This is a genomic window from Paenibacillus plantiphilus, from assembly GCF_927798095.1.
Taxonomy (GTDB): Bacteria; Bacillota; Bacilli; order Paenibacillales; family Paenibacillaceae; genus Paenibacillus_Z; species Paenibacillus_Z plantiphilus.
Genome location: NZ_CAKMMF010000011.1, coordinates 89,898 through 110,983, shown reverse-complemented (window position 1 = coordinate 110,983; position 21,086 = coordinate 89,898). Strand labels below are relative to the sequence as shown.

Here is a 21,086-nt window from a genome sequence, read left to right as displayed (position 1 = left end):
TGACGGTGCTTGGGTACCGAGGAGGACTGTGGCTTTTTGTTCAAAAAATATCTCAGGAGATGACGAGTGATTTTGTACATGCTTAAACAAGCGAAAGTGTACATCCGTGTGTTCACATTTACAGGAATTCGTGATGTGCGCGGAGATAACAAGGTTCATCGCTCTACGGCAGGCAAAAAAAGCATTCCCGCTGGTTCCTCAGAGAAACCTTAAGAGAATGCTTTCTCTATAAAAGTAAATCAGACCGATAAATTGCTGTACTGACGATATTGTTTGGGGGAGCATCCCATGTTTTTCAATATTCCCAATGCCCACTGTTCAGTCCATGTAAGCTTCAGTTACTCGGGCATTCTCGACAAGTCCTTCGGGTATCGTTATTGGAGCAGCCGCATTATGTGCCGTAAAATCAACCATCATTAAATTGGATACCCTCATACCTTCTGTATCATCCATGCCATAAGACACAAAATAACCCGAAACATGGTTCGTGTCATCCAATAGGATCGACACATATTGATATTGGAGCTCCTGGGGAGAAATCTCCAGCATATTTCTATACTTCTCCTGTTCGAATGTACCATTATAAATGGTAGAGCTTAATATTGCGACATCATTTGCAAATTGTTCCTTGGAAAGCGTTAAGTCAATCGAAGTCTTACCTTCATGTTCGGACAGAGATAATTGGTCGGGATAACGCATAAAAAACGCGATGAGTTGTTCCATATATTCGATGGTTTGAATCGCTTCACCAAGAGTAGTCTTAAGCCACACGTCTTCTCCCTCATTAGAATGCGATAGCAACTCATCGCCTAGCACATAATTGTCATCCGTTCTTTCATACTCATCCAAGATGTTCGTATAAAATGGATCATCGGATTTCGACTCATAGGTTAAATTATTGATTGTCGTTCGAATATAGGTGTGATCGGGCTCCCGCATCATCGTTCCTTCAAACTCATACTTATACTGCTGATTTAATTCAGTCGCTTCGTCCTCATTAGCAGATTGAGATGTTGTAATCTCATTAGTAACCGAAGTATGGAACATTACACTTTCCGTTGATATCGTGTTTATGAGGGCTTCTTCAAGCAATTGAAATGCCGGCTGCCCGGTCATCTCCTCCGCTTCAGCTTTATTCTCGGCAATATCCCCCACTTCTGTTTCATTCTTATTATTTCCCTTAGGACTGGAGATCGACTGCCCGGTCGAAGGGGTTGCGCTTGGAGCTGTTTGATCGATGTTGGGGCTGGTCGATGGAGCTTGTAAAGCAGCATTGTCGTTTGTACACGCAGATACAATCATGAAGCAACAGAGTACGACAACCGACACCTTCATTTTTTTCATACTTTTCCCTCTCATTCCCAGTTTCCGTGAACAATATTGCAAATTAACTTGATGCCTATTAATACCGAAGAAGAGATGCGCGTGTTATGACGTTTATGTAGATAAAAAAAGAAAAGCCACTTGGTTCTGTTGCTTTTCCAAATGGCTTACAAGTATTCGTAGTTAGAGTTCGGAATCCTTATAAGGTTCATAAAATGAAGTCTCGATCAAAATTTTGCCATTATCCGCCTTGTAGAGTATCAAAGTAATGGTTAGATGAGGTAGATTCCAACTCGCAATAATGTTATAATCACCGTCCTCGACCCCCTGCATGAGCAATTGCTGTGGAATATCCCAGTCCACTTCGATGCCCTCAGCCAAAATAACGTGCTCGTTCGGAACGCCGAAAACTTCCTGCAGTCCTTCATAGATATCCCCATATACCGTAAAATAATTGTCTTTCAATCCGCTTTTCCCTTGGTAATAGGAAATGCCCGACAGTTCGTCATAGATATACGAGAAATTCAGTTCGGAATCATATCCCATAAACTTCACATTGTTATAAGTTGATATGTCGCCGTAGGGATGAACTGCTTTTCCTCCCATCTTGCTCTCAACCGTTTTAGAGGTATTCCCCCAACTCATTCCTTTCAAGTAGGGAGATGCATCCGTCTTTTGAATGATTTTCCCATTCGGATCGCTTTCAATCGTAATGGTTTTAGTGGATGCTTGCCACGATACTTTCATCCCTGTCGTTTCGCTTATGAACCGCAGCGGAACTAACGTTTTTCCGTTATAGGCCATCGGAGCGACACTCAACTCCATGTTATAGCCGTTTACGTTTGTGATTTTTTCATTAATCGTGAGGCTAAGCGCTAGTTTATCATTATAACCGTTAATCGTTTTTGTGGCCTGATCCCAAGCATAACTTAATCCCAATGCTTTAAAAATGGTCGTAAATTGCACTAGAGTCGTCCCTTTGGTTTGAACGGGATCTATATCAAAAGACAATCGTTTGCCGTTGAGAAACACCTTAATGCCAGGATCGGGATAAATACTGGCCGCACTTCCCATAGAGGCCGGAATTAATAGCAAGAGCGCTAACAACAATGCCGCAAATTTCTTCATAAGTTCTCCTCCGTAATCATTTCTATTCAATAGAAACAGAAATTGCAGTACTTCTACTCAGAAACTCCCCAAGATAATGAATACCCTCCGATTCACCCCTCCGAAATAGAATACAAAATAGATAAAACGAAAAATTTTATCTATACAAACCATGAGTGAATTATACAAGACCTTATTAGAAAGTCAATATATTTCAAGATTAAAACTTAAATGAGCCTCGAAAAGCCTATCGTTATGCCTCTTATATATTGATATAATATATTGATTTATATATATAATGATGATAAAATATGAATCGTCTTTATGATAAATATGAATTGGATGGCTTGTACGATTAAAAAAGCAACATTATTTTGTTTCAATTGAGGAGAAAACCATTATGAGAAAAAGAGCACTATTTATCGCTGTATGTACGTTTATGCTGCTGACGGCTTGCGGAGGAAAGGAGACGCCGGCAAGCAGTACGCCGGTAGCCTCGCCAAGCCCGCAGGCATCCGAAGACACTGCTGCTAAGGAAGGCGCTTTGAATAATCAGTCTCCCGCCGGCGAAGCAGACGACAACGCCAAGCTAGAGCTCAGTCTTGAAGTGAGCGGCGGAAGCGTAGATGTCGACCCGGAGGACACCGACGGGTTTCTGAACGAGGTAACCTTCAATGAGATAGAAGTTGTAGAGGATTATCTCGAAGCCGGCGTGAACGTCGACGCATTGGATGACAACGGCTTCGGCGCTCTTCATAAAGCGATGCAAAAAAACAGTACGGACATGGCTAAGCTTCTGCTTGACCACGGCGCGGATATCAATATCGTAAATGCCGGTAGTTACACACCGCTTCTGACTTTTACGGAATACAATTCAGTCGACATGGTTCGATTCCTGCTCGAGAACGGCGCCGATCCTAACATCGGAGGCGGCGATAACGACGACTACTATCCGCTCATCGCAGCCACGAGGTTCAATTATTCGGATATCGTCAAATTGCTTCTCGACCATGGCGCTTTCCCGAATTTGGAGTATTTGGATAATGGAGAGACGGTGAATGCGATGCAGATCGCTGAAAATTACGGTTTTACGGAGATTGTGGAATTGATTAAGAAATCATTGGAGTAACAAACGAAAGGGTGAACGGATCGTGGGATTAATTAAAGCGATTGTAGGCGCTGCGGGCGGCGTAATGGCTGATCAATGGAGAGAGTTTTTTTATTGCGAATCGATGTCTTCGGATGTACTCGTGACCAAGGGAGTCAAGCGAGAATCGAGACGCGGCTCCAATAACAAGGGAGACTCCAACATTATTAGCAACGGTTCTATCATCGCCATCAATGAAGGACAGTGTATGATCATACTGGAGCAAGGCAAAATCGTTGACTTCTGCGCCGAGCCGGGCGAATACGTCTACGACATGTCGACGGAGCCCAGCCTGTTCTACGGCGATCTGATGTCCAATATTGTCGATACGTTCAAGCAGATCGGCAAGCGGTTCACGTTCGGCGGCGAGGCGGGCAAAGATCAGCGGGTTTATTACTTCAATAAAAAAGAGATTGTGGGAAATAAATACGGAACTCCTGCACCGGTTCCATTTCGTGTCATCGATCAAAACATCGGTCTTGATATCGACATCTCCATTCGTTGTCACGGTGAATATTCCTATGCGATTGCCGATCCGCTCAAGTTCTACACGAATGTGACCGGGAATGTAGAGGATGAATTTAGAAGAAACCAAATCGACAGCCAGCTCAAATCGGAGTTAATGACGGCGCTGCAACCTGCGCTAGCCAAAATTTCTGCGATGGGTATTCGTTACAGTGCCTTGCCGGGACATACGATGGAGCTTGCCGATGCGCTTAATCAAGTGCTCGGGATGAAGTGGATGGATATTCGCGGGATCAAGATCATCTCTTTCGGCGTCAGCAGCGTCAAAGCCAATGAAGAAGACGAAGCGATGATCAAGCAACTGCAGCGGACGGCTATTATGAGGAACCCCGGAATGGCCGGCGCCCATCTTGTCAGCGCGCAAGGCGATGCGATGGTCGGCGCGGCAAACAATGCGAACGCCGGCGCGTTCGCAGCCTTCGCAGGCCTCAATATGGCTCAGCAGGCCGGAGGCATGCAAGCCGCTCAACTGTTTAACATGGCTGGCGCCCAATCGCAGCCAACACAGCAATTCGGACAGCAAGCCCCCCAGCAGCCACAAGCCGCGCAACAGCCGTCTCAAGCGGCGCCGGCGAGTCAGCCCGCCCACTCTGGCTGGAACTGCAGCTGCGGCGCTTCCAATACGGGTTCCTTCTGCTCCGAATGCGGTACGGCCAAACCGGCAGACGGCTGGGCATGCGGCTGCGGCAGTGTCAACAAGGGGCGCTTCTGCCAGGAATGCGGCAAGGCTAAGCCTGAGGGAATTCCGACCTATGCTTGCGACAAATGCGGCTGGGAGCCGGCAGATAAGCGAAATCCTCCTAAGTTCTGTCCGGAATGCGGAGATCCCTTTGACGATAATGATAAGATTTAGGGGAGCGGAACTATGTCATCTGAAGCGGCTGAATTAGAAATTACGCAAGCAAGAAGTGAAGAGGCAGAGTGTCCGTCATGTGGAGGGTCCTTTCAGTTTAATCCTGCCACTCGCAATTTGAAATGTCCTTATTGCGAATTCGAGAGCGATATTGCCGATCCTGCGGATGGGGAGGAGCAGATCGTACAGGAGATGGATTTTAGTGAGGCAGCCAATCTTAACGGATATGATTGGGGTACCGATAAAAAATCCGTCATTTGTGGCTCATGCGCTGGCGAATCTATCTATGATTCATTACAAATTGCTGATGTTTGTCCGTATTGCGACTCCAATCAGCTAATGGAGGCAACTATCGACAACGCATTATCTCCGAACGGTGTAATTCCGTTCGGAATAACGACCAATCAGGCAGCGGACAAGTTTGGCGCATGGCTGAAGCGGCGTTGGTTTACGCCTCGGGCGGCAAAAGAAAATACAAGACCCGATAGTTTCCGAGGCGTTTATTTGCCGCATTGGACGTTCGACAGCAAAACAGCTTCGCGCTATACCGCCAAATACGGTAAGGATCGAGTCGTCAAAGGAGCCGACGGCAAAGATAAGACGGTCACGGACTGGTATGTTACGCAAGGTTTTTATCAGGAATTCATTGATGACCACCTGGTGTTGGCGACAACTAGGCATGATGAGCGAATGCTTAGTAAAATTCGTCCGTTCGACCAGACAAAATCGAAAGTCTACGATAAGCAGTATTTGGCAGGCTATGTGGCGGAGCGTTATAGTGTAGGCATCGAGGATGGATGGAAGCAAGCACAGAAGGAAATTCACGACCATCTGGTCTCGCGGGTGACGAGTGATATCGAACGTAAGCATTCGAGCAACCATGTGAAGGACGTCAAGCTTGCGGTCTCACATTCCGATATTATGTACAAATATTTGATGTTGCCGATTTGGCTCTCTTCCTTTAAATACAAGGGTAAGCTGTATCAATTTGCCGTTAACGGGCAGACGGGAAAGGTTGGTGGAACCGCGCCGTTGTCGGCACTTCGAGTAGCGATTGCTACGGCTGCTGCCATTATTATCATTTCTGCTCTCGTTTGGTTGTCATACAAAATTTAATTAGCAATGTGGAGATGAATGAAGTGAATAAATATAAGGTTAAAGTATTGCTGGCTCTTTCGCTCGTATTGACGGCATGCAGCAATGTAAACGAACCTGCAGCTGCGCCATCTGTGAAGCCGACTGTCGAGGTGCAAAGCTCCTCCACTCAACAGACTACTAACATTCCGGTCTCCGATTCGGATGCAGGTAAGCTGCTCGAACAGCTTATACCGGACCAGTGGCGAACAATTCCTGATCAAGAGTTGTTCAAGGCAACGGGCGATCTGAACGGCGATGGCATCGAAGATATCGCCATTGCGCTAGAAGAGATCAAGCATGAGCCTGAGGAAGCGCCCCGGCGCGCGCTCCTACTGGCATTGGGGGCGGGAGACGGTCGTTATCTGAAATCGGCTATAAATGAAGCGATTGTCTATCGTGCCGATGAAGGCGGCGTTTCCGGCGACCCGTTTGCCAGTCTCCGTATAGAAGACGCCACCGTCCACCTTGAACACTATGGTGGCAGCAACTGGCGCTGGTCGAACGGCTATCGGATCGGCTGGCGCGATGGTGGCTGGTACGCCATTGGTTATTCGAGCAGTAGCGAATATTTGAACTCGCCAAGCTATGAGGAGATCAAATATGAAGCTAATACTGGGGAAGTTGAAAGCTACAAGCTTAACGAGGATGGCAAAGAGGACCGGAAAAAAAGGCAGATTGACCCCGGAAAATATATAAAGTTCGAGGATTTGACGCCGGAGAGCTTTGATTTCATTATAGCTGATCCGCTAACCTACAAAAGCGAATCTCTCGGTTTCTCAATCACATTTCCAGAATCCTGGTCGGGCTATTATCGTGTAGCGGAAGAAGAAGAGCGGACCATGAATATCTTTTTTATGGGAGAAAGTGAGATCAGTCGCGCTTCTTTGTTCGATGAGGAACCGGGCCTGTATATGTTCAGTATCGGTACCTATAAGGACTTGGAAGAGTATGGTGATCTGCTCGACAATGTCAAAGAGATAGGCGAGTTGAACGGTACAACCTATTATTTCTTTACAGCTACGGATTGCAGTACGTGCCTTCTGACTTACACGGATGATCTTAAGGAAGGCGACGAGGAACGTACGTTTCGCGACTCGGATTATCAACGCGTAGGGCGCATGAATGAAGATATCGAACAGATCGTCCAAACTTTTAAGGGTTTGTAAACGGATAAATGAATAGCTTGCTCGAATCACTTATAGCCCATACTCTCGTACCAGAAACCAGGCTAGTGTGGTGGAAGCCATAGAAAAATATGTCCGGCTCGACCAGCAGTGTAATACGCCAATGTTTGCCTTCGAAACCGCTATCCAGCACGAGGGGGCGCACCATACTGTAGTGAGGAGGAATAGATGTGGGTTCCTCCTCGAATATTGTAATATCTTCCGGGCGGGATCTCAATTCCAGACGTTGACCCGTGACGATATGTATCTCCGGAATCGGAATCATCCCGCGCATAGACTGATCTCCCATGTTAATTAACTCGATATCTTGAGCGGCTTCGAGGGAGTTGTTACTATTGATCGCTCCGAGCATACCCGCGACCCATGGACTGGCGGGCTGCAAGTAGCATTGCTGCGGTGTATCCATCTGCTCGATCCGTCCGTCTCTCATGATGATGAGACGATCTGCCATGGCAAGTGCTTCCTCTGGATCATGCGTAACATAAAGCACCGTTGTGCCTAATTGCCCAAACAGTGCTTTGAGCTTGCTGCGCATTTGCAAGCGAAGGTATCCGTCTAGATTGGACATTGGCTCGTCGAGCAGCAGAATTTTCGGTGCAGTTGCCAGCGCTCTTGCGATGGCGACGCGCTGTTGCTGTCCACCGGATAGTTCGGCTGGAACTCGGTTCTCAAGACCTTGCAGCTCTAACATCTGCAGCAAGTGTTGGACACGCTGATCACGCTCGGCTCGCGGCAGCTTTTGACGCTTCAAGCCGAAGGCAATATGGTCATATACATTCATATGCGGCCATAGCGCGTAATTTTGGAATACCATATTGACTCCACGATTTTCAGGCGCAATCATTGTCTCTGATGATGAAACTAGCTTCTCTCGTATTCGAATCTCACCTTCATCAGGAGTCACAAGACCAGCTATTAGTTGCAGCAGCGTCGATTTACCTCCGCCCGAAGGGCCAAGTATGCTTATGAATTCACCATCATGAATTTCGCAACTAAGATCGTTAATGACGAGATGAGGAGGGTATCTTTTGCTCAAATGCGAGATACTCAAGATCATGTTGGTATTCATCTGTATTTTCTCCTCATGTTCAGATTCAACAGCCATCTGGCTGTGATGATAAGTGTCGTCACGATCGAGCCGCCAAGCATTGTGGCAGCAGCAGCATAGCCGAATTTCAAGTTCTCGAATGCCTTGTTAATCATGACCGGCAATGTTGGTTGACTAGGCGGGAACAAGATTGAGTTAACGGCTAGGTCAAACATGCTTGCGCCAAAAGCGGATAGTGCCGCCGTCACTAAGGCGGATTTGCACAATGGCAGAAGGATCGAGAATATTCGACCTGAAAGCGCTACGCCCTGCAATTGCGCTACATCCAGCATTGTGCGCGGAACTGTAGCCATCGTCCCCGAAATAATGCGCGTAATAATCGGAATTGTACCCGCGATTGCTGCAAGTATTAAAATGGAAGGTTTCCCATAGAGCAGGAGGCCGTACGACTCCAGCCATTTTTGGTTCCAGACGAATATATAACCGATACCGAGCACGACACCTGGGACGGCAAGGGAGATCAGTGACATTGATTCTAGTAAGTGCTTGAATCGGAATTGGGTAAATATAAGAACATAGGCAATCATAGCGCCCAGGAGAAGTCCCGCTAAGGCGGCTATGAGCGCAATCTTAATCGAGCGCAGCAAGCTGACGACAAACAAGGAATTGCTGGTGAATAGGTCCACATAATGGGCGACGGTCCAATTGTCCATTGCCAGCCCCTTAGAAGGCTCATGGACGAAGGAGGTAAATACCGTGCAGCCTATTGGTATTCCAATGGCGAGGAATAGGAACAACACATTGCAAGTTGTAGCTATCCAGCCTTTCGAAGCTATTTTTTTTTGTCTAGTGCGTACCGCGCCGGCCGTAAGACTGTCGTATCGCGAGCCTTTCATCATATAGAACTGAAACACAATGGCTAACATAATGATGATAATCAAATAAAAGGACAATACCCCGGCCATATCAAACCTGATCGGTGACGTATAGATCGCAGAATAGATGGTGTAAGGCAGCGTCGGAAAGCGATAGACCGCAGATACCGTTGCCGTTATACCGAAATCACCGATTGCATCCATAAATACGAGCGCCATTCCTGAGCCGATTGCGGGCTTTAGCAACGGAATATGCACTGTAAACCAGGTTCTTACCGGTGAAGCCCCGGTCAGCCTAGCAGCATGGGATAAGCTTTCGACCTGCCATTCGAGCGCCGCATGTACGGCCAGATAAGCAAGTGGAAATTTGCTTAACACCATTATAAATGTGAGTCCGATCGGATGAAAAATGAACGAGGTTACAAAGTCGGCTCCCAACAGCTGTGCTGCAACCCCGTTTTTCGCTGCAAACAGCACCCAGCCTTGAGCTATGATGAATGAAGGTGTGACAAATAGTAGCCAAACTGAAACGTCGAGCCATCTTGCCGTAGGGAAGTGCCAACGAGATCGGAAGATAGCAAGACTCGCCCCTATCAGGGTTCCCATAACTGCCGTACTTATCGACAAGACGAGTGAATTCTGAAGCGCATGCTGCCATAGCGGTCTTCTGAAGACGTCAAATAGCAGAGTTACTTGTCCAAACTGTCTGTTGCCGAAAAAAAATCCAGGTATTAGAATTTGGGTTAATACAGCAACAAGTGGACCAAGCACCAGTATCCATAAGAGTAGAGTCACTAGCCATCCTGCCTGATTATCGCTCTTAGGAAATCGGCTTTTTATTTGATGGAAAAGTCGGCGAACCATTGTTTGATTTCTGCTTCGTGCTGGTAGGACTGCATGATGTCGGGGAACAAGAGCTTCGCATTCAGCTCCCGATCGGATTTCGGTTGAACGCCCACCACGGATGGCTCGTGATAGGATTCTTCACTTGCGTCAATAATGGCTTGTTGAATAGCAGGATCCAACAGAAAATTAACAAAAGCCTTTGCAGCTTCTAATTGTTTCGTTTCTTTGGAGATGGCCGCAACCCTAACAGCAGCCGGTGCTCCTTCAGCGGGCCATATGATCGATACAGGTTTATTCTGATTCACTAGATTGTAGGCATTGGATTCCTGAAGTGCGGCTACTTTGATTTGACCGGAGAGCAGGGCCATCGCAAGATTGGGGTTTTTCGGATAGATTAGTAGACCGTTATCAAACCAGTCGCTTATTATCGCTTTTCCACCCTCGATGTCGTATTGCTGGAAAAACGAGCTCACAAAAGCGTATGCTGGAGCAGCAATAGCTGGATCGGCAATGCCTACTGAGCTTTTGAAAGCTGGATTGGAAAAGTCCGTCCATGAAGCAGGTGCTTCCTCTGTCGTCAGTACATCGTTGTTGTAGGTGATGACAGCTGCTGCATGAGCCCCAGTCGGATAATACCAGTTACCCTCTGGAACGAGCAATTTGTATGTCTCCTTTAGCTTGGCAGCATGCTCAGGGACAAAGCCTTCATAAAACATGCCGTTCAAGCCAAGGCCGTGGATGGAGGAAATCAAATCTGCCCAAACGACGTCCCAATGTGGGTTTCCACGTTCCGCTTCAATGCGAGACATGAGCTCTGCTCCGCTTCCTTGTACAAGTTCGATTCGATATCCAGTGGCTTCCTCGAACATTGGACCAATGATATCATCAAAGTCATTCAAATATACCGTCAATACTTCCTTATCTTCCGAACGAACATTATCTTCTGCTAATTTAGATTTGGAAATGCAGCCTGATTGAAGTACAATAAGAACAATAGTAAGACAGATGCTTAGATAAGTTCGCATAAGTGAGGTCCCTTCAGTATTAACTATATGATGTATGATAGGCTTATAACGCTATAAGCTAAAATTATAACGGCAAATGGGGTTGTTTTCAATCAAAATTATGCTTAAATATAAATTATAATTTAATCAATATATCTTTCGTTATATCAGTGCTATGAATGTAAGGGTTGAATCATGGATTAGCGGAATGGGATCATCGAAGGGAGGGTGAGTATGAATATTCAGCAATTGAGAGTCATCGTGGAGCTCTCCAAGAGAAAGTCACTAATAGAAATCGGAGAGGCGCTGGAAATTACGCAGCCTACTGTCAGCTTTCATATGCGTAAGCTGGAGGAAGAACTGGGAATATCTCTATTTATGAAGGAGAAGAGAAACCTGGTGTTGACGAAGGCATGTCATGAACTTGTCCCATACGCAAAGAAGATTTTGGAGTTAATGGATGAAGCCAAACAGAAGATGCACTTGGTTCAAAACAAGGAGAATTCAAGGCTGCGAATAAGCGCAGGCCATACGCCTGCAACGTATTATCTTCCCTCGTATATCCAGTTGTTTCAACAGCTGCATCCGGATATCGAGCTCAACCTCTCTGTCAATCAGGCCAAAAAATCCATTCAGATGTTAAGGGAACGTCAGATTGATTTGGCTATTGTTTCCCTGGAAAGCTTCTCCATAGCAGGATTGAATATTCATCCTTTGAAAGAGGACAAGTTGTTGCTTGTTTACGCGCCGATCAACCGTCTCGCATCTTTGTCCGAAATTACCATTAAAGACCTGGATAATGAAGTTTTTTTGCTGCACGAGGAAGGAGCGACCTCTAGAATCGTGGCGAATGACTGGGCCAAACAAACGGGATTACTCATGCCGCAAAGAATGGAACTTGCTTCTATTGAGACGATCAAGGAAGGTGTCAAACGCAATATGGGTATTGGCATTCTTCCTGAAAAAAGCATAGTCAGTGAAATCGAAAGTGGACAGCTGCTATCCATCCCTTTGCCGGAGTATGAACACAGGCGTTGCATTTGTCTTGTGTATCATAACGAAGAGCAACTGCCTCCTGAGGTCAAATTATTTATTTGGTTTACGATTGAAAACATGAAATAGTGAAGTTGTATCAGATTCAGATTTTGGGGCTGCGATAGGTGCTGAGTAAGCGACCTGTTGCAGCCCTCTTTAGCTTTTTTTGATACTTTTCGGTCCGTGAAGCATATCCACTTATTAGTTATTCTCTATTTTATACATAGGCATATTGGATATTTCAATTTATTATATGGATTATTTTATTGTATATGAAAAGCAGCCGCTTTAGATGAATATCACTCGTTTTATGCGATTGATTTAGGGCTGAAACAGTCCTTATTCCTGATGAAGTGATCCGAAACGCAACTGAAGTAACAGAATATTTGGAGTGATTACCTAATGATAGGCCGGAGCAGTTTTGTTCCGGTCTAGCCGTCGTTAATTATTGACATATAACAAATAAATAGATAATATAAAATTATATATATATTTTATGTATAGTCTAATTGATGAAGGGGAATGGATATGAAAAAGAAAGTATTACTCGTTTGTTCTTTGGTTGTACTCTTACTTTCAGCGTGTAGTTCTAATGAGTCTAGCTCGACGAGCTCAATTAACTCGCCTAATCAGCAACAAGCAACTACAACAACACCTTCTAGTAGCCCAGCACCAGCTCCGAATAAAGCTACCAGTGAAAATGATGCCGAGCTCGAAGTGATTGATGGAGATTTAGTCGGCGTGGAGGGCTTTGATTCAGATGTAATTGATCCACAAGATATTGATAGCTTTATTGGGGCAGCTGGATTTGGGATGAAAGAAGCGGTTTTACAATACATTAAGGCTGATGTAGATATTGATGCAGTGAATGATTTTGGTGCCAATGCGCTTTCTACTGCAATTATTTATGAAGAATTAGAGATAGTTAAGCTCTTATTAGATAATGGAGCTAATATTAACTATCAGAATAAAGCCTATAATACTGCTTTGATATCAGCTACAGATTCGGGGTTAACAAATATGGTGAAATTTTTACTTGAGAACGGAGCAGATCCTAACATTGGTGGAGGAGAGAATCAAGATTACTATCCAATTATTTCCGCTGCGTTCTTAGGTCATACAGATATTGTAAAGCTACTATTAGCTCATGGTGCACATCCAAATATGGCCTATGAATATATGGGTGAAGTTGTTGATGCAAGCTGGATAGCTGAAGATCATGGCTTTACGGAAATTGTTAAGTTAATTGAGAGTGCAGAATAAGCAGTTATTGGTTATGTAGCAAGCTGTAAGATTCCCTAAATGAATGGAGGATTTCGGTTGATGAAAAAGTCAATATCGCTATGTCTTGCACTTATGTTTATGTTTGTTGTTGCTGCTTGCTCTGCGGATAAACAGTCAGAGGTGGAGCCGACAGCTTCGTCTATAGCTACACCAGCAACAGAGGAAGCTGATTATGAGGTCGTATTGGTAGATGCAGGAATGAAAAAGCTGGAAGTCGTCAAAGCAATTCGTGACAGCATGAAGCTTGATCTAGCCAGCTCTAAGGAAATTGTAGACGGAGCTCCGGCAACCGTTGCTTCAAGCTTAAGCAAGGTAGAGGCGGGAAAGCTGAAAACTGAGCTTGAGGCGGTAGGAGCAACAGTGGAAGTTAATGAGATGGAACAGTCGAATGCTGCGATTTCAGATGGTGTGCAGACAGAGTTCGAGATTGTTTTAATTGATGCTGGAACGAAAAAGCTGGAAGTCGTCAAAGCAATCCGCGACAGCGCGAAGCTCGATCTGGCCAGCTCCAAGGAAATTGTAGATGGGGCCCCAGCAACCGTTGCTTCAAGATTAAGCAAGGAAGAAGCAGAGAAACTGAAAACTGAGCTTGAGGCTGCAGGGGCAACTGTACAATTAAAATAGGTCAAATAAATAAACCAACTCCATGAGGATCAATGCCTCAGTACATACCGATCAAAGGGAACGGTACAGGTACCAGTATTGAAGCATGATCCTGCTCGGCAAGCGGTAACCAAGAAATGAATTTCCTGGTTACTGAGTTTAATGCAAGTACATGACAGCTATTCTGTCTTCATATTTGCAAGGCTGGACCAAATAAAAACGTTACAGCACCGAAAATTCTCGGTGTTTTTTAATGGCCTGTAGATAGATATAGGTGTATGTATTCATATTATACGTGATTTTATTGCATTAAATATATATTTTATATATAATTCAATCGATATAATCTATGTAATTAGTTGAAATTAAATTCCAAGGGAGAGATATGCTTGTTTAAGAAAACTCTATCAATGTTAATCGTTGTCAGCCTTCTGCTTGCAATGGTCGTTCCAAATTTTGCCATAGCTGCCTCGTTGGCGAATGATTTTACGGCCAAGAGCAGTAAACTGATCGTGAAGAAGAATATCTACGATCAGGATTTATTAGATGTCTGCTATTACCCGAATAATAGCTCATTCTATACAGTCGGAAATAACGGAACGATGTTAGTATCAAGCGACGGTGATACATGGAGTGAAGTAACGGACACCGTTATCACAGCAAGCACGAATGTTGATTTTGTGGATATGTATTGTGCAAGCAATCAGATTGCGGTTGTAGGTACGGAGCAGGGGACAGGGGAAAATTATATCTTCCTGAAAAACAATAACGATGCTTTTACCAAGCAGGAGCTGACAGGCGGCGGCACCGTGCAGGCGGTCGCCATCTCAGGCAGCAATATCGCTGTAATGACAAATACACAGAAATACTATCATTCTACTGATAGTGGAGCTACTTGGAACTATGATCTGGTGGATGCAATTAACGCTGACAGCACGGGCGCGAGTGCAATTGCAGTTGATTCGGCGAGCGGTAAGTTCAAGGCGTATAATAACTCGAATTTTAAATCCTATCAGTATTCTTTTGAAAGTCAGGTCGGTCGTGGCAGCTGGCTGAAAGGAACGTTGGCCAATCCTAGTTATCGATTCACGGATGTTAAGAATATCTATAGAACGAGCGCCGAATGGCTCGTCTTGTTAAATAATGGTGCGAGTTCGGCGCAATACCACGATCGTACGGATGGTTCTTCTAATACGAAGTCTGATGCAGATTATATGCTTGAAGCTGCTTACCTAACAGGTAATATAGCAGATGGTGGCATAAATATACTGGTTGGCTGGAGAAGTGATCCGACAGGTGATCAAATGATTATTCGATCAAGTATGGACACGAATTTCAATCGGTACAACCCGGACCATAAGTTATACAAATATGATAGCCCCTCCTATTCTCAAACAAATTCTTGGGTAGGTAAAGGCAAGCTTTATGGAATAGACGCAGGATCGATAAGCGGTGGAACGGTATACATTGCAGTGGGCAGCGGCGGTTCGATCTTGATAAGTACGAATGCCTATCAATTTGCGCCAGTAGCGCAAGAGATCGATACTGCAGCCCAAATTAAGCATGTGTTAGCCAATGATGATCCGAATGGCTCCACTCCTGGTCAGCAGGTTGTCGTCACAGAAGATAATCGGGTTTTCTACTCCAATGACCGCGGTGTAACTTGGACATATGCGTATCGAGTGTCTTTATCAGGCGAAGTTGCAAGTATGAAATATGTTAGTCTAGGGACAACTCAGCGCTTGTACATCGCGACGAATAATTCAGCAACCGGTACAGCGACCTCCCATCAAATGATATTGCCTCTAGCGGAGTATACGGTTCCCCTCACTGCTTTTACGATTCGAGGGGTTACAACGAATGCAAACGGAATTGTCTATTATGGGACTACTGCACCTCTCAGTGGAAATGTCAAGATGGTCAGTCAAAACACTAATGGCGGTTTTCAAGCATCATCATCCACCGAAGCAGGAGACATCCAGCTGACGCTCGATTATGGAACGAATCAAAATAATAAATTTGCGTTTAGCGGAGCAAAAACCCATGTCGTTTCGATTCCCTATGGTTCATCACTGTACACCATCCCTGCCGCAAACGGTAGTGGGAGCCTTAACGGTGCAATAAATAAAACATATATGGCTTGGGCACAAGGGAATGATCGTCAGTTAATGATGGATGCTTCAGGTTATGTGAGAGTATTTAATGATGCGATCGCGGTAAGCGGGATGTATTCTGATACGCTCATTCACGCAGGTCAAGGCATTCCTTCAGCCAACTTTGAGCTGAACAAGCTAGTATTCGTCAATGGCCTCTATGCTGCACTAGGTAAGGACGGAAATGTATATACATCAATTGACGGCATTATCTGGACGTATCAAGCTGACTTGTCCTCAGCGAATATTGTCGATATTGTAAAATATAACAACTCGTTGTTGCTCTTGAATAAGAACAATACCATCCATGAGGTCTCACTATCTTATAATGGATACTCGAGCGGGACTTATGTGAAATATCCGAATCCTGCTGTAACAGTCCCACAGCAACCGGGGCCGTATGATGGCACTCAAGTGGGTGTGAATGTCATTACGGTTGACACCGCCAATGATCCGAATGCTGCAGGCTCTACGCCGTCTTATAAATGGTTTAAGGAAGATACGAATGGTGTGCCGCAAGAAATAAGTGGACAGACGGCTAATACTTTAGACTTGTCCGATCTAAGCGCTGGTGTTAATAGAATTTATGTAGAAGTGACCTATAGCGATGCGACCAAGGTCGATCAGCCGCAGTCTAAGAGGACCTTTGGGCCATATGCTTATCAGATAAACATTCCTCGCTATGAGGTTGACGTCGTATATTCTGCGACAAGCTTTAATGTAGTTGAAGGCTATGATGCATCGGATGTGACTCCGATTACGGTGACGATAACGAATACAGGGGACACAGACATAACAGATCTGCAATTAAGTAGTCACCCTACTGTTGTTGGAAGTCTACCTTCATATAATTTAGCAGTGGGCGAAACGATGACCGGACAAGTATTGATTGCCGCGAATCAGCCTATAGGCTCGTATACAGCAGATGTCATAATAACATCTGGGGCTGGCAATATTACGAAAACGCAGACAATATCCTATCAAGTAACCGATGTTCCACGCTATGAATTAGATGGTCAAGTAGACCGAAATCAAATTCAGCTTGCACATAACTATGCCAGCGCGAATGACGCGAAGGTCATATTGGCCTTGGAGAATACAGGGAATCGCGATATCGAAACGTTATCCGTAGCATTGTCGGATACTCAGAATTTTGCACTTTCCTCCGTTCCTGCACGAATTGAGATGGTGGATACAGCGACAATTGAGATTACACCGACAGGAACATTGCAGCCTGGCAACACATATAACTATCAGCTAACGATTGAGTCTGAAGCAGGTACAATAACGAGAACAGTTACGATTACTGTTGACGAAACACCTCGTTACGATGTGACACTTACTGCGGTGAAGAATAATGTCACGATTTCAGATGATTATACGAATGTTTCGAGTGGAGAATTGGTTGTTTCCATCGAGAATACGGGTAATCGCGACCTGAATGATCTAGCTGTTGCTCTTCAAGGAGCAGATGCAAGCTCGTTTACATTAAATACAATCTCCTCAAATTTAACTGTTGGACAGAGTGTGTCTGTTATTGCGACACCGACTACTATTGGTATGTCTATTGCTGAATATAACGTAACGCTTTCAGTTACGTCTGCAGCGAACAGTATCAATAAGAGTCAGTCGTTGAAGCTTACAGTATCCGATCTTCCTGTGTACAATTTGAATCTTTCACTGGATAAGCGCAGCTTGAATTTACCACATGGCTATACAACGAATGATGGAATAATTATTGTCACGCTGCAAAATGACGGAAACCGTGATGAGACTCCTACGGTTAGCGTATCTCATCCTTCTGTGCTTGAAGTAGGTACTATTCCGACTTCAATACCGGCAAATTCGAGTGGTAGCTTCGACTTAAGTGTAATTGAGAATGTGGCGGCGGGTACTTATCCGGTTACATTAACGGTTGAGTCTGCTGCGGGATCACTAACAGAGACGATCAGCGTTGTTATACAGCCTGCTCCGCTGTATCAATTGAACGTCACAGCGGATCGACTCAATGCGAATCTGGCACATCAATATGCAGATGCAAGTGCAGGGAAATTTGTACTGACAGCTTTGAATGATGGAAATCAAGACTTACAAAATGTTTCAATCGATGTATCTGACTCGGTGAACTTCACAGCAGGGACGATCCCGACTCAATTAGTAGTTGGAGATCTTACAGTCGTAGAGGTCACTCCAATCGCTGGACTTGCCGCTGGCTCTTATCCTGTGACGGTTACATTCCGCGCAGATCAAATGACTGATCAAGTGGTAACGTTGACTGTTGTCGTCGCCTCGGCGCCAGTAACAAACCCTGATACAGGTACTGGTACTGGTACTGGCTCGGGTACTGGCGCAGGTGGAGATGCAGGTTCGGGCACGGGTACGACACCAAGTCCGACACCAAGTACGACACCAAATCCGACACCAAATCCGACACCAAATCCGACACCAAATCCGACACCAAATCCGACACCAAGTCCGACACCAAGTCCGATATTGCGTCCGGCACCAAGTCCTTCTATTCAGAATCAGTTCACAGATATTTCGGGACACTGGGCTGAAAGTTCGATCGCTAATCTGGCTAATCGATTGCTTGTAAGCGGGCAAAGCAGTGCGAATTTCAATCCCGATGGGCAAGTGACGAGAGCCGAATTCGCAAGTATGATCGTGCGTGCATTAGGTCTGGAGAATGCTGATCGACTATCTAAACATTCGGATATCGCAACTGATGCTTGGCATTATCAAGCTATCCAAACGGCAACCACACATGGACTGATTACCGGGTTTCCGGATGGCAGCTTCCGACCGAATGATAAGATTTCAAGGGAGCAAGCCATGGTGATTTTTGCAAGAGTGGCTGTGCTAACGCAGTTGGCTGACACAGCGGGTTCAGGAATTGATTTATCCGGTTATTCGGATATTTCCTCCGTGTCAGGTTATGCGCAAAGCGCCGTTCAATTGAACGTAAGCTTGGGTCTAATGACAGGTCGATCGGCGACTACTCTTGCACCGAAGGCTACCCTCACTAGAGCGGAAACTGCGGTTATTATAGAAAGATTGCTTGTGAAAGCTAAGTTAATGGACTGAAAAAGTGGAATGAATAACTCTGTAGACTTCTCGCGCGTTCAAATCGAACGTTGAGGGAAGTCTATTTGATTTTAATAGAGGAGCGTATGTCGGAATTGAGGAGTTGAAACATCAGATAAACGGCTTTACGAGAGATACCTGGCGGTCCGCCTTCGTTTTGAAGGTCACTCGTTTGAGGAGATTGGTCATTTACTCAATCGCACGCGCCAAACGATCAGCCTCTATTGGCAAGCATATCAAGAACGTGGTCTTGCCGGGCTGGAAATGGATCATTCTCCCGGACAACCGACAAAGCTCACGGATGAACAACGCAGCCAACTGGGCGCCATGCTGGAGCAGAAAACCCCAGTCGATGTTGGCTTTGAAGCGCGTCACACCTGGACGCTTCCGCTGGTAGCCGAGTGGATCAAGATGACGTTTGGTGTCACCATGAGCGTACGTGGCATCAGCGCGATGCTAGGACGCATGAACTTCAGCTTTACCAAAGCGACCTATTCGCTGGTCAGAGCCGATGCGGATGCCCAAGCCCTTTTCCGCAAGCAAACATTCGCTCAGCTCAAGAAACAAGTGGAAGCCGAAGAAATCGATCATCTGCTGTTTGAAGATGAATCCTTGATTCGCTCCTATCAAGCACTTCTCTAATTTGTTTTGAAGGAATGAATATGTTTTTGCAGAACAAGAAGAGTGAGGTGATAAAATGCTTGATCTTAAGAAGCTAATATCTGATTTTTTTCAAAGCGTTAACGTTAATCAAATAGATATCTATAATGAGTTTAGTTTACAGCATGAACTTGGGATATACTTAAGGGCGGTACTTCCAACGTATAAAGTGCAGTTTGAACGCAATGTAACTTTCTTCGCTATGGATAAACGGGAAACAATCAAGAAGGAGATTGATATTTCGATCTTTTCAGAAGACAAGAAAGAAAAATATGCAGTTGAGCTTAAGTATCCACTGAACGGACAGTATCCAGAGCAGATGTATTCTTTTGTAAAGGATATTAGGTTCATGGAGCAATTGAAGGAACTTGGTTTCAATAAAACCGCTGCCGTAGCTTTGGTGAGTGACAAACCATTTTATGAAGGAAAACACAATTCTGGTATTTATAGATTCTTCAGAGATGAGAAGTCCGTATACGGTGAAGTGTATAAACCGACAGGTCAAAACAATCATTATGACTTTGTGGTTCTATCAGGAAAACATGATTTTGAATGGGTTAATTTAAATCAGGGGAGAAAGTTTTATATTGTTGAAATTTGAAAAAAGCGATCTCGTCACTCGTGACGGATCACGATCGGATGTTCAGAATTAATTGACCAATCGTTTGAGATGCTTCTTTCTTCATAGTCCTTGTTGCATGAAGGTACCGTGGAATAATGACCTACAATTTGGATCGAAATATTCTATTGAAAGGATAATGATATGAAGAAATATGAACGACTCTATGAATTCATTCCATATTTTGAGACCGTCTCGGAAGAAGAGGTTATTCGTTGGAGTGGCAGTAAAAAGGATGCGGCTGGTACTCTAACTTTCTCATACCCGATCTATGATCAGCAAGTGCTTGATTTTATTAAGATCTGTAGTAGCACTGATCTTCTCGACTATCATTACTTGGAGACGATCAAATTATATGGTGTTTCTATGGAAGAAGGACAAGAGGACACCATCAGATGTGCCGATCAACGGCTGGTCGCTGCAATATTAACTTATTATGTGAGGCAAGAACGATTTTGCGATGGCTTATGGGCGATAGCGATTAAAAATAAAGTATTCCTGCATCTGCTCAATCGACTTTTAGAGCTTGAAAATAAAGATAATTAAAAAAGGCTTAACTTCAAAATTAGTGCTTGATTAATTAAGCCGTTACGATTGCA

At 44.8% G+C, this 21,086-nt stretch carries 16 protein-coding genes; 11 read left to right on the top strand and 5 right to left on the bottom strand.

All coding sequences use genetic code 11. The features are described from left to right. Nucleotides 1-318: 318 nt before the first annotated feature. Both L6H65_RS11625 and L6H65_RS11620 read right to left on the bottom strand, forming a co-directional pair. On the bottom strand, nt 319-1,344 hold the full coding sequence (locus L6H65_RS11625) for a hypothetical protein (protein ID WP_236342276.1): 1,026 nt from the start codon (nt 1,342-1,344) through the stop codon (nt 319-321). 162 nt (nt 1,345-1,506) lie between these two features. Beyond that, nucleotides 1,507-2,451 (bottom strand): copper amine oxidase N-terminal domain-containing protein, encoded by a 945-nt coding sequence (locus L6H65_RS11620; RefSeq protein WP_236342273.1) that lies wholly within the window; start codon nt 2,449-2,451, stop codon nt 1,507-1,509. Between the two features lie 379 nt (nt 2,452-2,830). Between L6H65_RS11620 and L6H65_RS11615 the strand changes: the two genes are divergently transcribed. The 4 genes from L6H65_RS11615 to L6H65_RS11600 are packed head-to-tail and all read left to right on the top strand — an operon-like array spanning nt 2,831 to nt 7,258. Beyond that, nucleotides 2,831-3,559, top strand: a complete 729-nt coding sequence (locus L6H65_RS11615) for an ankyrin repeat domain-containing protein (protein ID WP_236342265.1) — start codon at nt 2,831-2,833, stop codon at nt 3,557-3,559. 22 nt (nt 3,560-3,581) lie between these two features. Next, on the top strand, nt 3,582-4,955 hold the full coding sequence (locus L6H65_RS11610; RefSeq protein ID WP_236342263.1) for an SPFH domain-containing protein: 1,374 nt from the start codon (nt 3,582-3,584) through the stop codon (nt 4,953-4,955). A gap of 12 nt (nt 4,956-4,967) precedes the next feature. Beyond that, nucleotides 4,968-6,071: a primosomal protein N' gene (locus tag L6H65_RS11605; protein ID WP_236342261.1), complete on the top strand. Its 1,104-nt coding sequence runs from the start codon at nt 4,968-4,970 to the stop codon at nt 6,069-6,071. 23 nt (nt 6,072-6,094) lie between these two features. Further along, entirely contained in the window at nt 6,095-7,258 is a 1,164-nt protein-coding gene (locus tag L6H65_RS11600; RefSeq protein ID WP_236342253.1) for a hypothetical protein, read from the top strand. On the opposite strand, the gene L6H65_RS11595 is transcribed toward L6H65_RS11600, so the two are convergent. The 3 genes from L6H65_RS11595 to L6H65_RS11585 are packed head-to-tail and all read right to left on the bottom strand — an operon-like array spanning nt 7,245 to nt 11,070. Then, the gene (locus L6H65_RS11595) at nt 7,245-8,345 is read right to left on the bottom strand and encodes an ABC transporter ATP-binding protein (protein ID WP_236342251.1); all 1,101 of its coding nucleotides are present in this window, start codon (nt 8,343-8,345) and stop codon (nt 7,245-7,247) included. The two genes, L6H65_RS11600 and L6H65_RS11595, sit on opposite strands and share 14 nt — an antisense overlap. After that, on the bottom strand, nt 8,342-9,994 hold the full coding sequence (locus L6H65_RS11590) for an ABC transporter permease (protein WP_236342243.1): 1,653 nt from the start codon (nt 9,992-9,994) through the stop codon (nt 8,342-8,344). Before L6H65_RS11590 ends, L6H65_RS11595 begins: the two co-directional genes overlap by 4 nt. Nucleotides 9,995-10,035: 41 nt before the next feature. Further along, nucleotides 10,036-11,070 carry an extracellular solute-binding protein gene (locus tag L6H65_RS11585; RefSeq protein ID WP_236342241.1) on the bottom strand — a complete coding sequence of 345 codons (1,035 nt, stop codon included), beginning with the start codon at nt 11,068-11,070 and terminating at the stop codon, nt 10,036-10,038. A gap of 213 nt (nt 11,071-11,283) precedes the next feature. Between L6H65_RS11585 and L6H65_RS11580 the strand changes: the two genes are divergently transcribed. The 7 genes from L6H65_RS11580 (at nt 11,284) to L6H65_RS11550 (ending at nt 21,033) form a co-directional block, all read left to right on the top strand. Continuing rightward, entirely contained in the window at nt 11,284-12,171 is an 888-nt protein-coding gene (locus L6H65_RS11580; protein WP_236342239.1) for a LysR family transcriptional regulator, read from the top strand. Nucleotides 12,172-12,612: 441 nt separating this feature from the next. After that, entirely contained in the window at nt 12,613-13,347 is a 735-nt protein-coding gene (locus L6H65_RS11575) for an ankyrin repeat domain-containing protein (RefSeq protein ID WP_236342237.1), read from the top strand. A 60-nt stretch (nt 13,348-13,407) separates the two neighbouring features. After that, entirely contained in the window at nt 13,408-13,992 is a 585-nt protein-coding gene (locus L6H65_RS11570; protein WP_236342229.1) for a ribosomal protein L7/L12, read from the top strand. Nucleotides 13,993-14,360: 368 nt separating this feature from the next. Then, on the top strand, nt 14,361-19,208 hold the full coding sequence (locus tag L6H65_RS11565; protein ID WP_236342216.1) for an S-layer homology domain-containing protein: 4,848 nt from the start codon (nt 14,361-14,363) through the stop codon (nt 19,206-19,208). Between the two features lie 138 nt (nt 19,209-19,346). Further along, nucleotides 19,347-19,850 carry a winged helix-turn-helix domain-containing protein gene (locus L6H65_RS11560; protein WP_236342563.1) on the top strand — a complete coding sequence of 168 codons (504 nt, stop codon included), beginning with the start codon at nt 19,347-19,349 and terminating at the stop codon, nt 19,848-19,850. Nucleotides 19,851-19,905: 55 nt separating this feature from the next. Further along, nucleotides 19,906-20,469 carry a hypothetical protein gene (locus L6H65_RS11555; RefSeq protein WP_236342206.1) on the top strand — a complete coding sequence of 188 codons (564 nt, stop codon included), beginning with the start codon at nt 19,906-19,908 and terminating at the stop codon, nt 20,467-20,469. A 162-nt stretch (nt 20,470-20,631) separates the two neighbouring features. Continuing rightward, on the top strand, nt 20,632-21,033 hold the full coding sequence (locus tag L6H65_RS11550; RefSeq protein ID WP_236342204.1) for a DUF6508 domain-containing protein: 402 nt from the start codon (nt 20,632-20,634) through the stop codon (nt 21,031-21,033). The last annotated feature ends 53 nt before the right edge of the window (nt 21,034-21,086 follow it).

Excerpts from the sequence above, each read along its gene's own strand:
- L6H65_RS11625 (WP_236342276.1), bottom strand. The coding sequence starts at position 1,344 with ATGAAAAAAATGAAGGTGTCGGTTGTCGTACTCTGTTGCTTCATGATT.
- L6H65_RS11620 (WP_236342273.1), bottom strand. The coding sequence starts at position 2,451 with ATGAAGAAATTTGCGGCATTGTTGTTAGCGCTCTTGCTATTAATTCCG.
- L6H65_RS11615 (WP_236342265.1), top strand. The coding sequence starts at position 2,831 with ATGAGAAAAAGAGCACTATTTATCGCTGTATGTACGTTTATGCTGCTG.
- L6H65_RS11605 (WP_236342261.1), top strand. The coding sequence starts at position 4,968 with ATGTCATCTGAAGCGGCTGAATTAGAAATTACGCAAGCAAGAAGTGAA.
- L6H65_RS11595 (WP_236342251.1), bottom strand. The coding sequence starts at position 8,345 with ATGAATACCAACATGATCTTGAGTATCTCGCATTTGAGCAAAAGATAC.
- L6H65_RS11585 (WP_236342241.1), bottom strand. The coding sequence starts at position 11,070 with ATGCGAACTTATCTAAGCATCTGTCTTACTATTGTTCTTATTGTACTT.
- L6H65_RS11580 (WP_236342239.1), top strand. The coding sequence starts at position 11,284 with ATGAATATTCAGCAATTGAGAGTCATCGTGGAGCTCTCCAAGAGAAAG.
- L6H65_RS11575 (WP_236342237.1), top strand. The coding sequence starts at position 12,613 with ATGAAAAAGAAAGTATTACTCGTTTGTTCTTTGGTTGTACTCTTACTT.
- L6H65_RS11570 (WP_236342229.1), top strand. The coding sequence starts at position 13,408 with ATGAAAAAGTCAATATCGCTATGTCTTGCACTTATGTTTATGTTTGTT.
- L6H65_RS11555 (WP_236342206.1), top strand. The coding sequence starts at position 19,906 with ATGCTTGATCTTAAGAAGCTAATATCTGATTTTTTTCAAAGCGTTAAC.
- L6H65_RS11550 (WP_236342204.1), top strand. The coding sequence starts at position 20,632 with ATGAAGAAATATGAACGACTCTATGAATTCATTCCATATTTTGAGACC.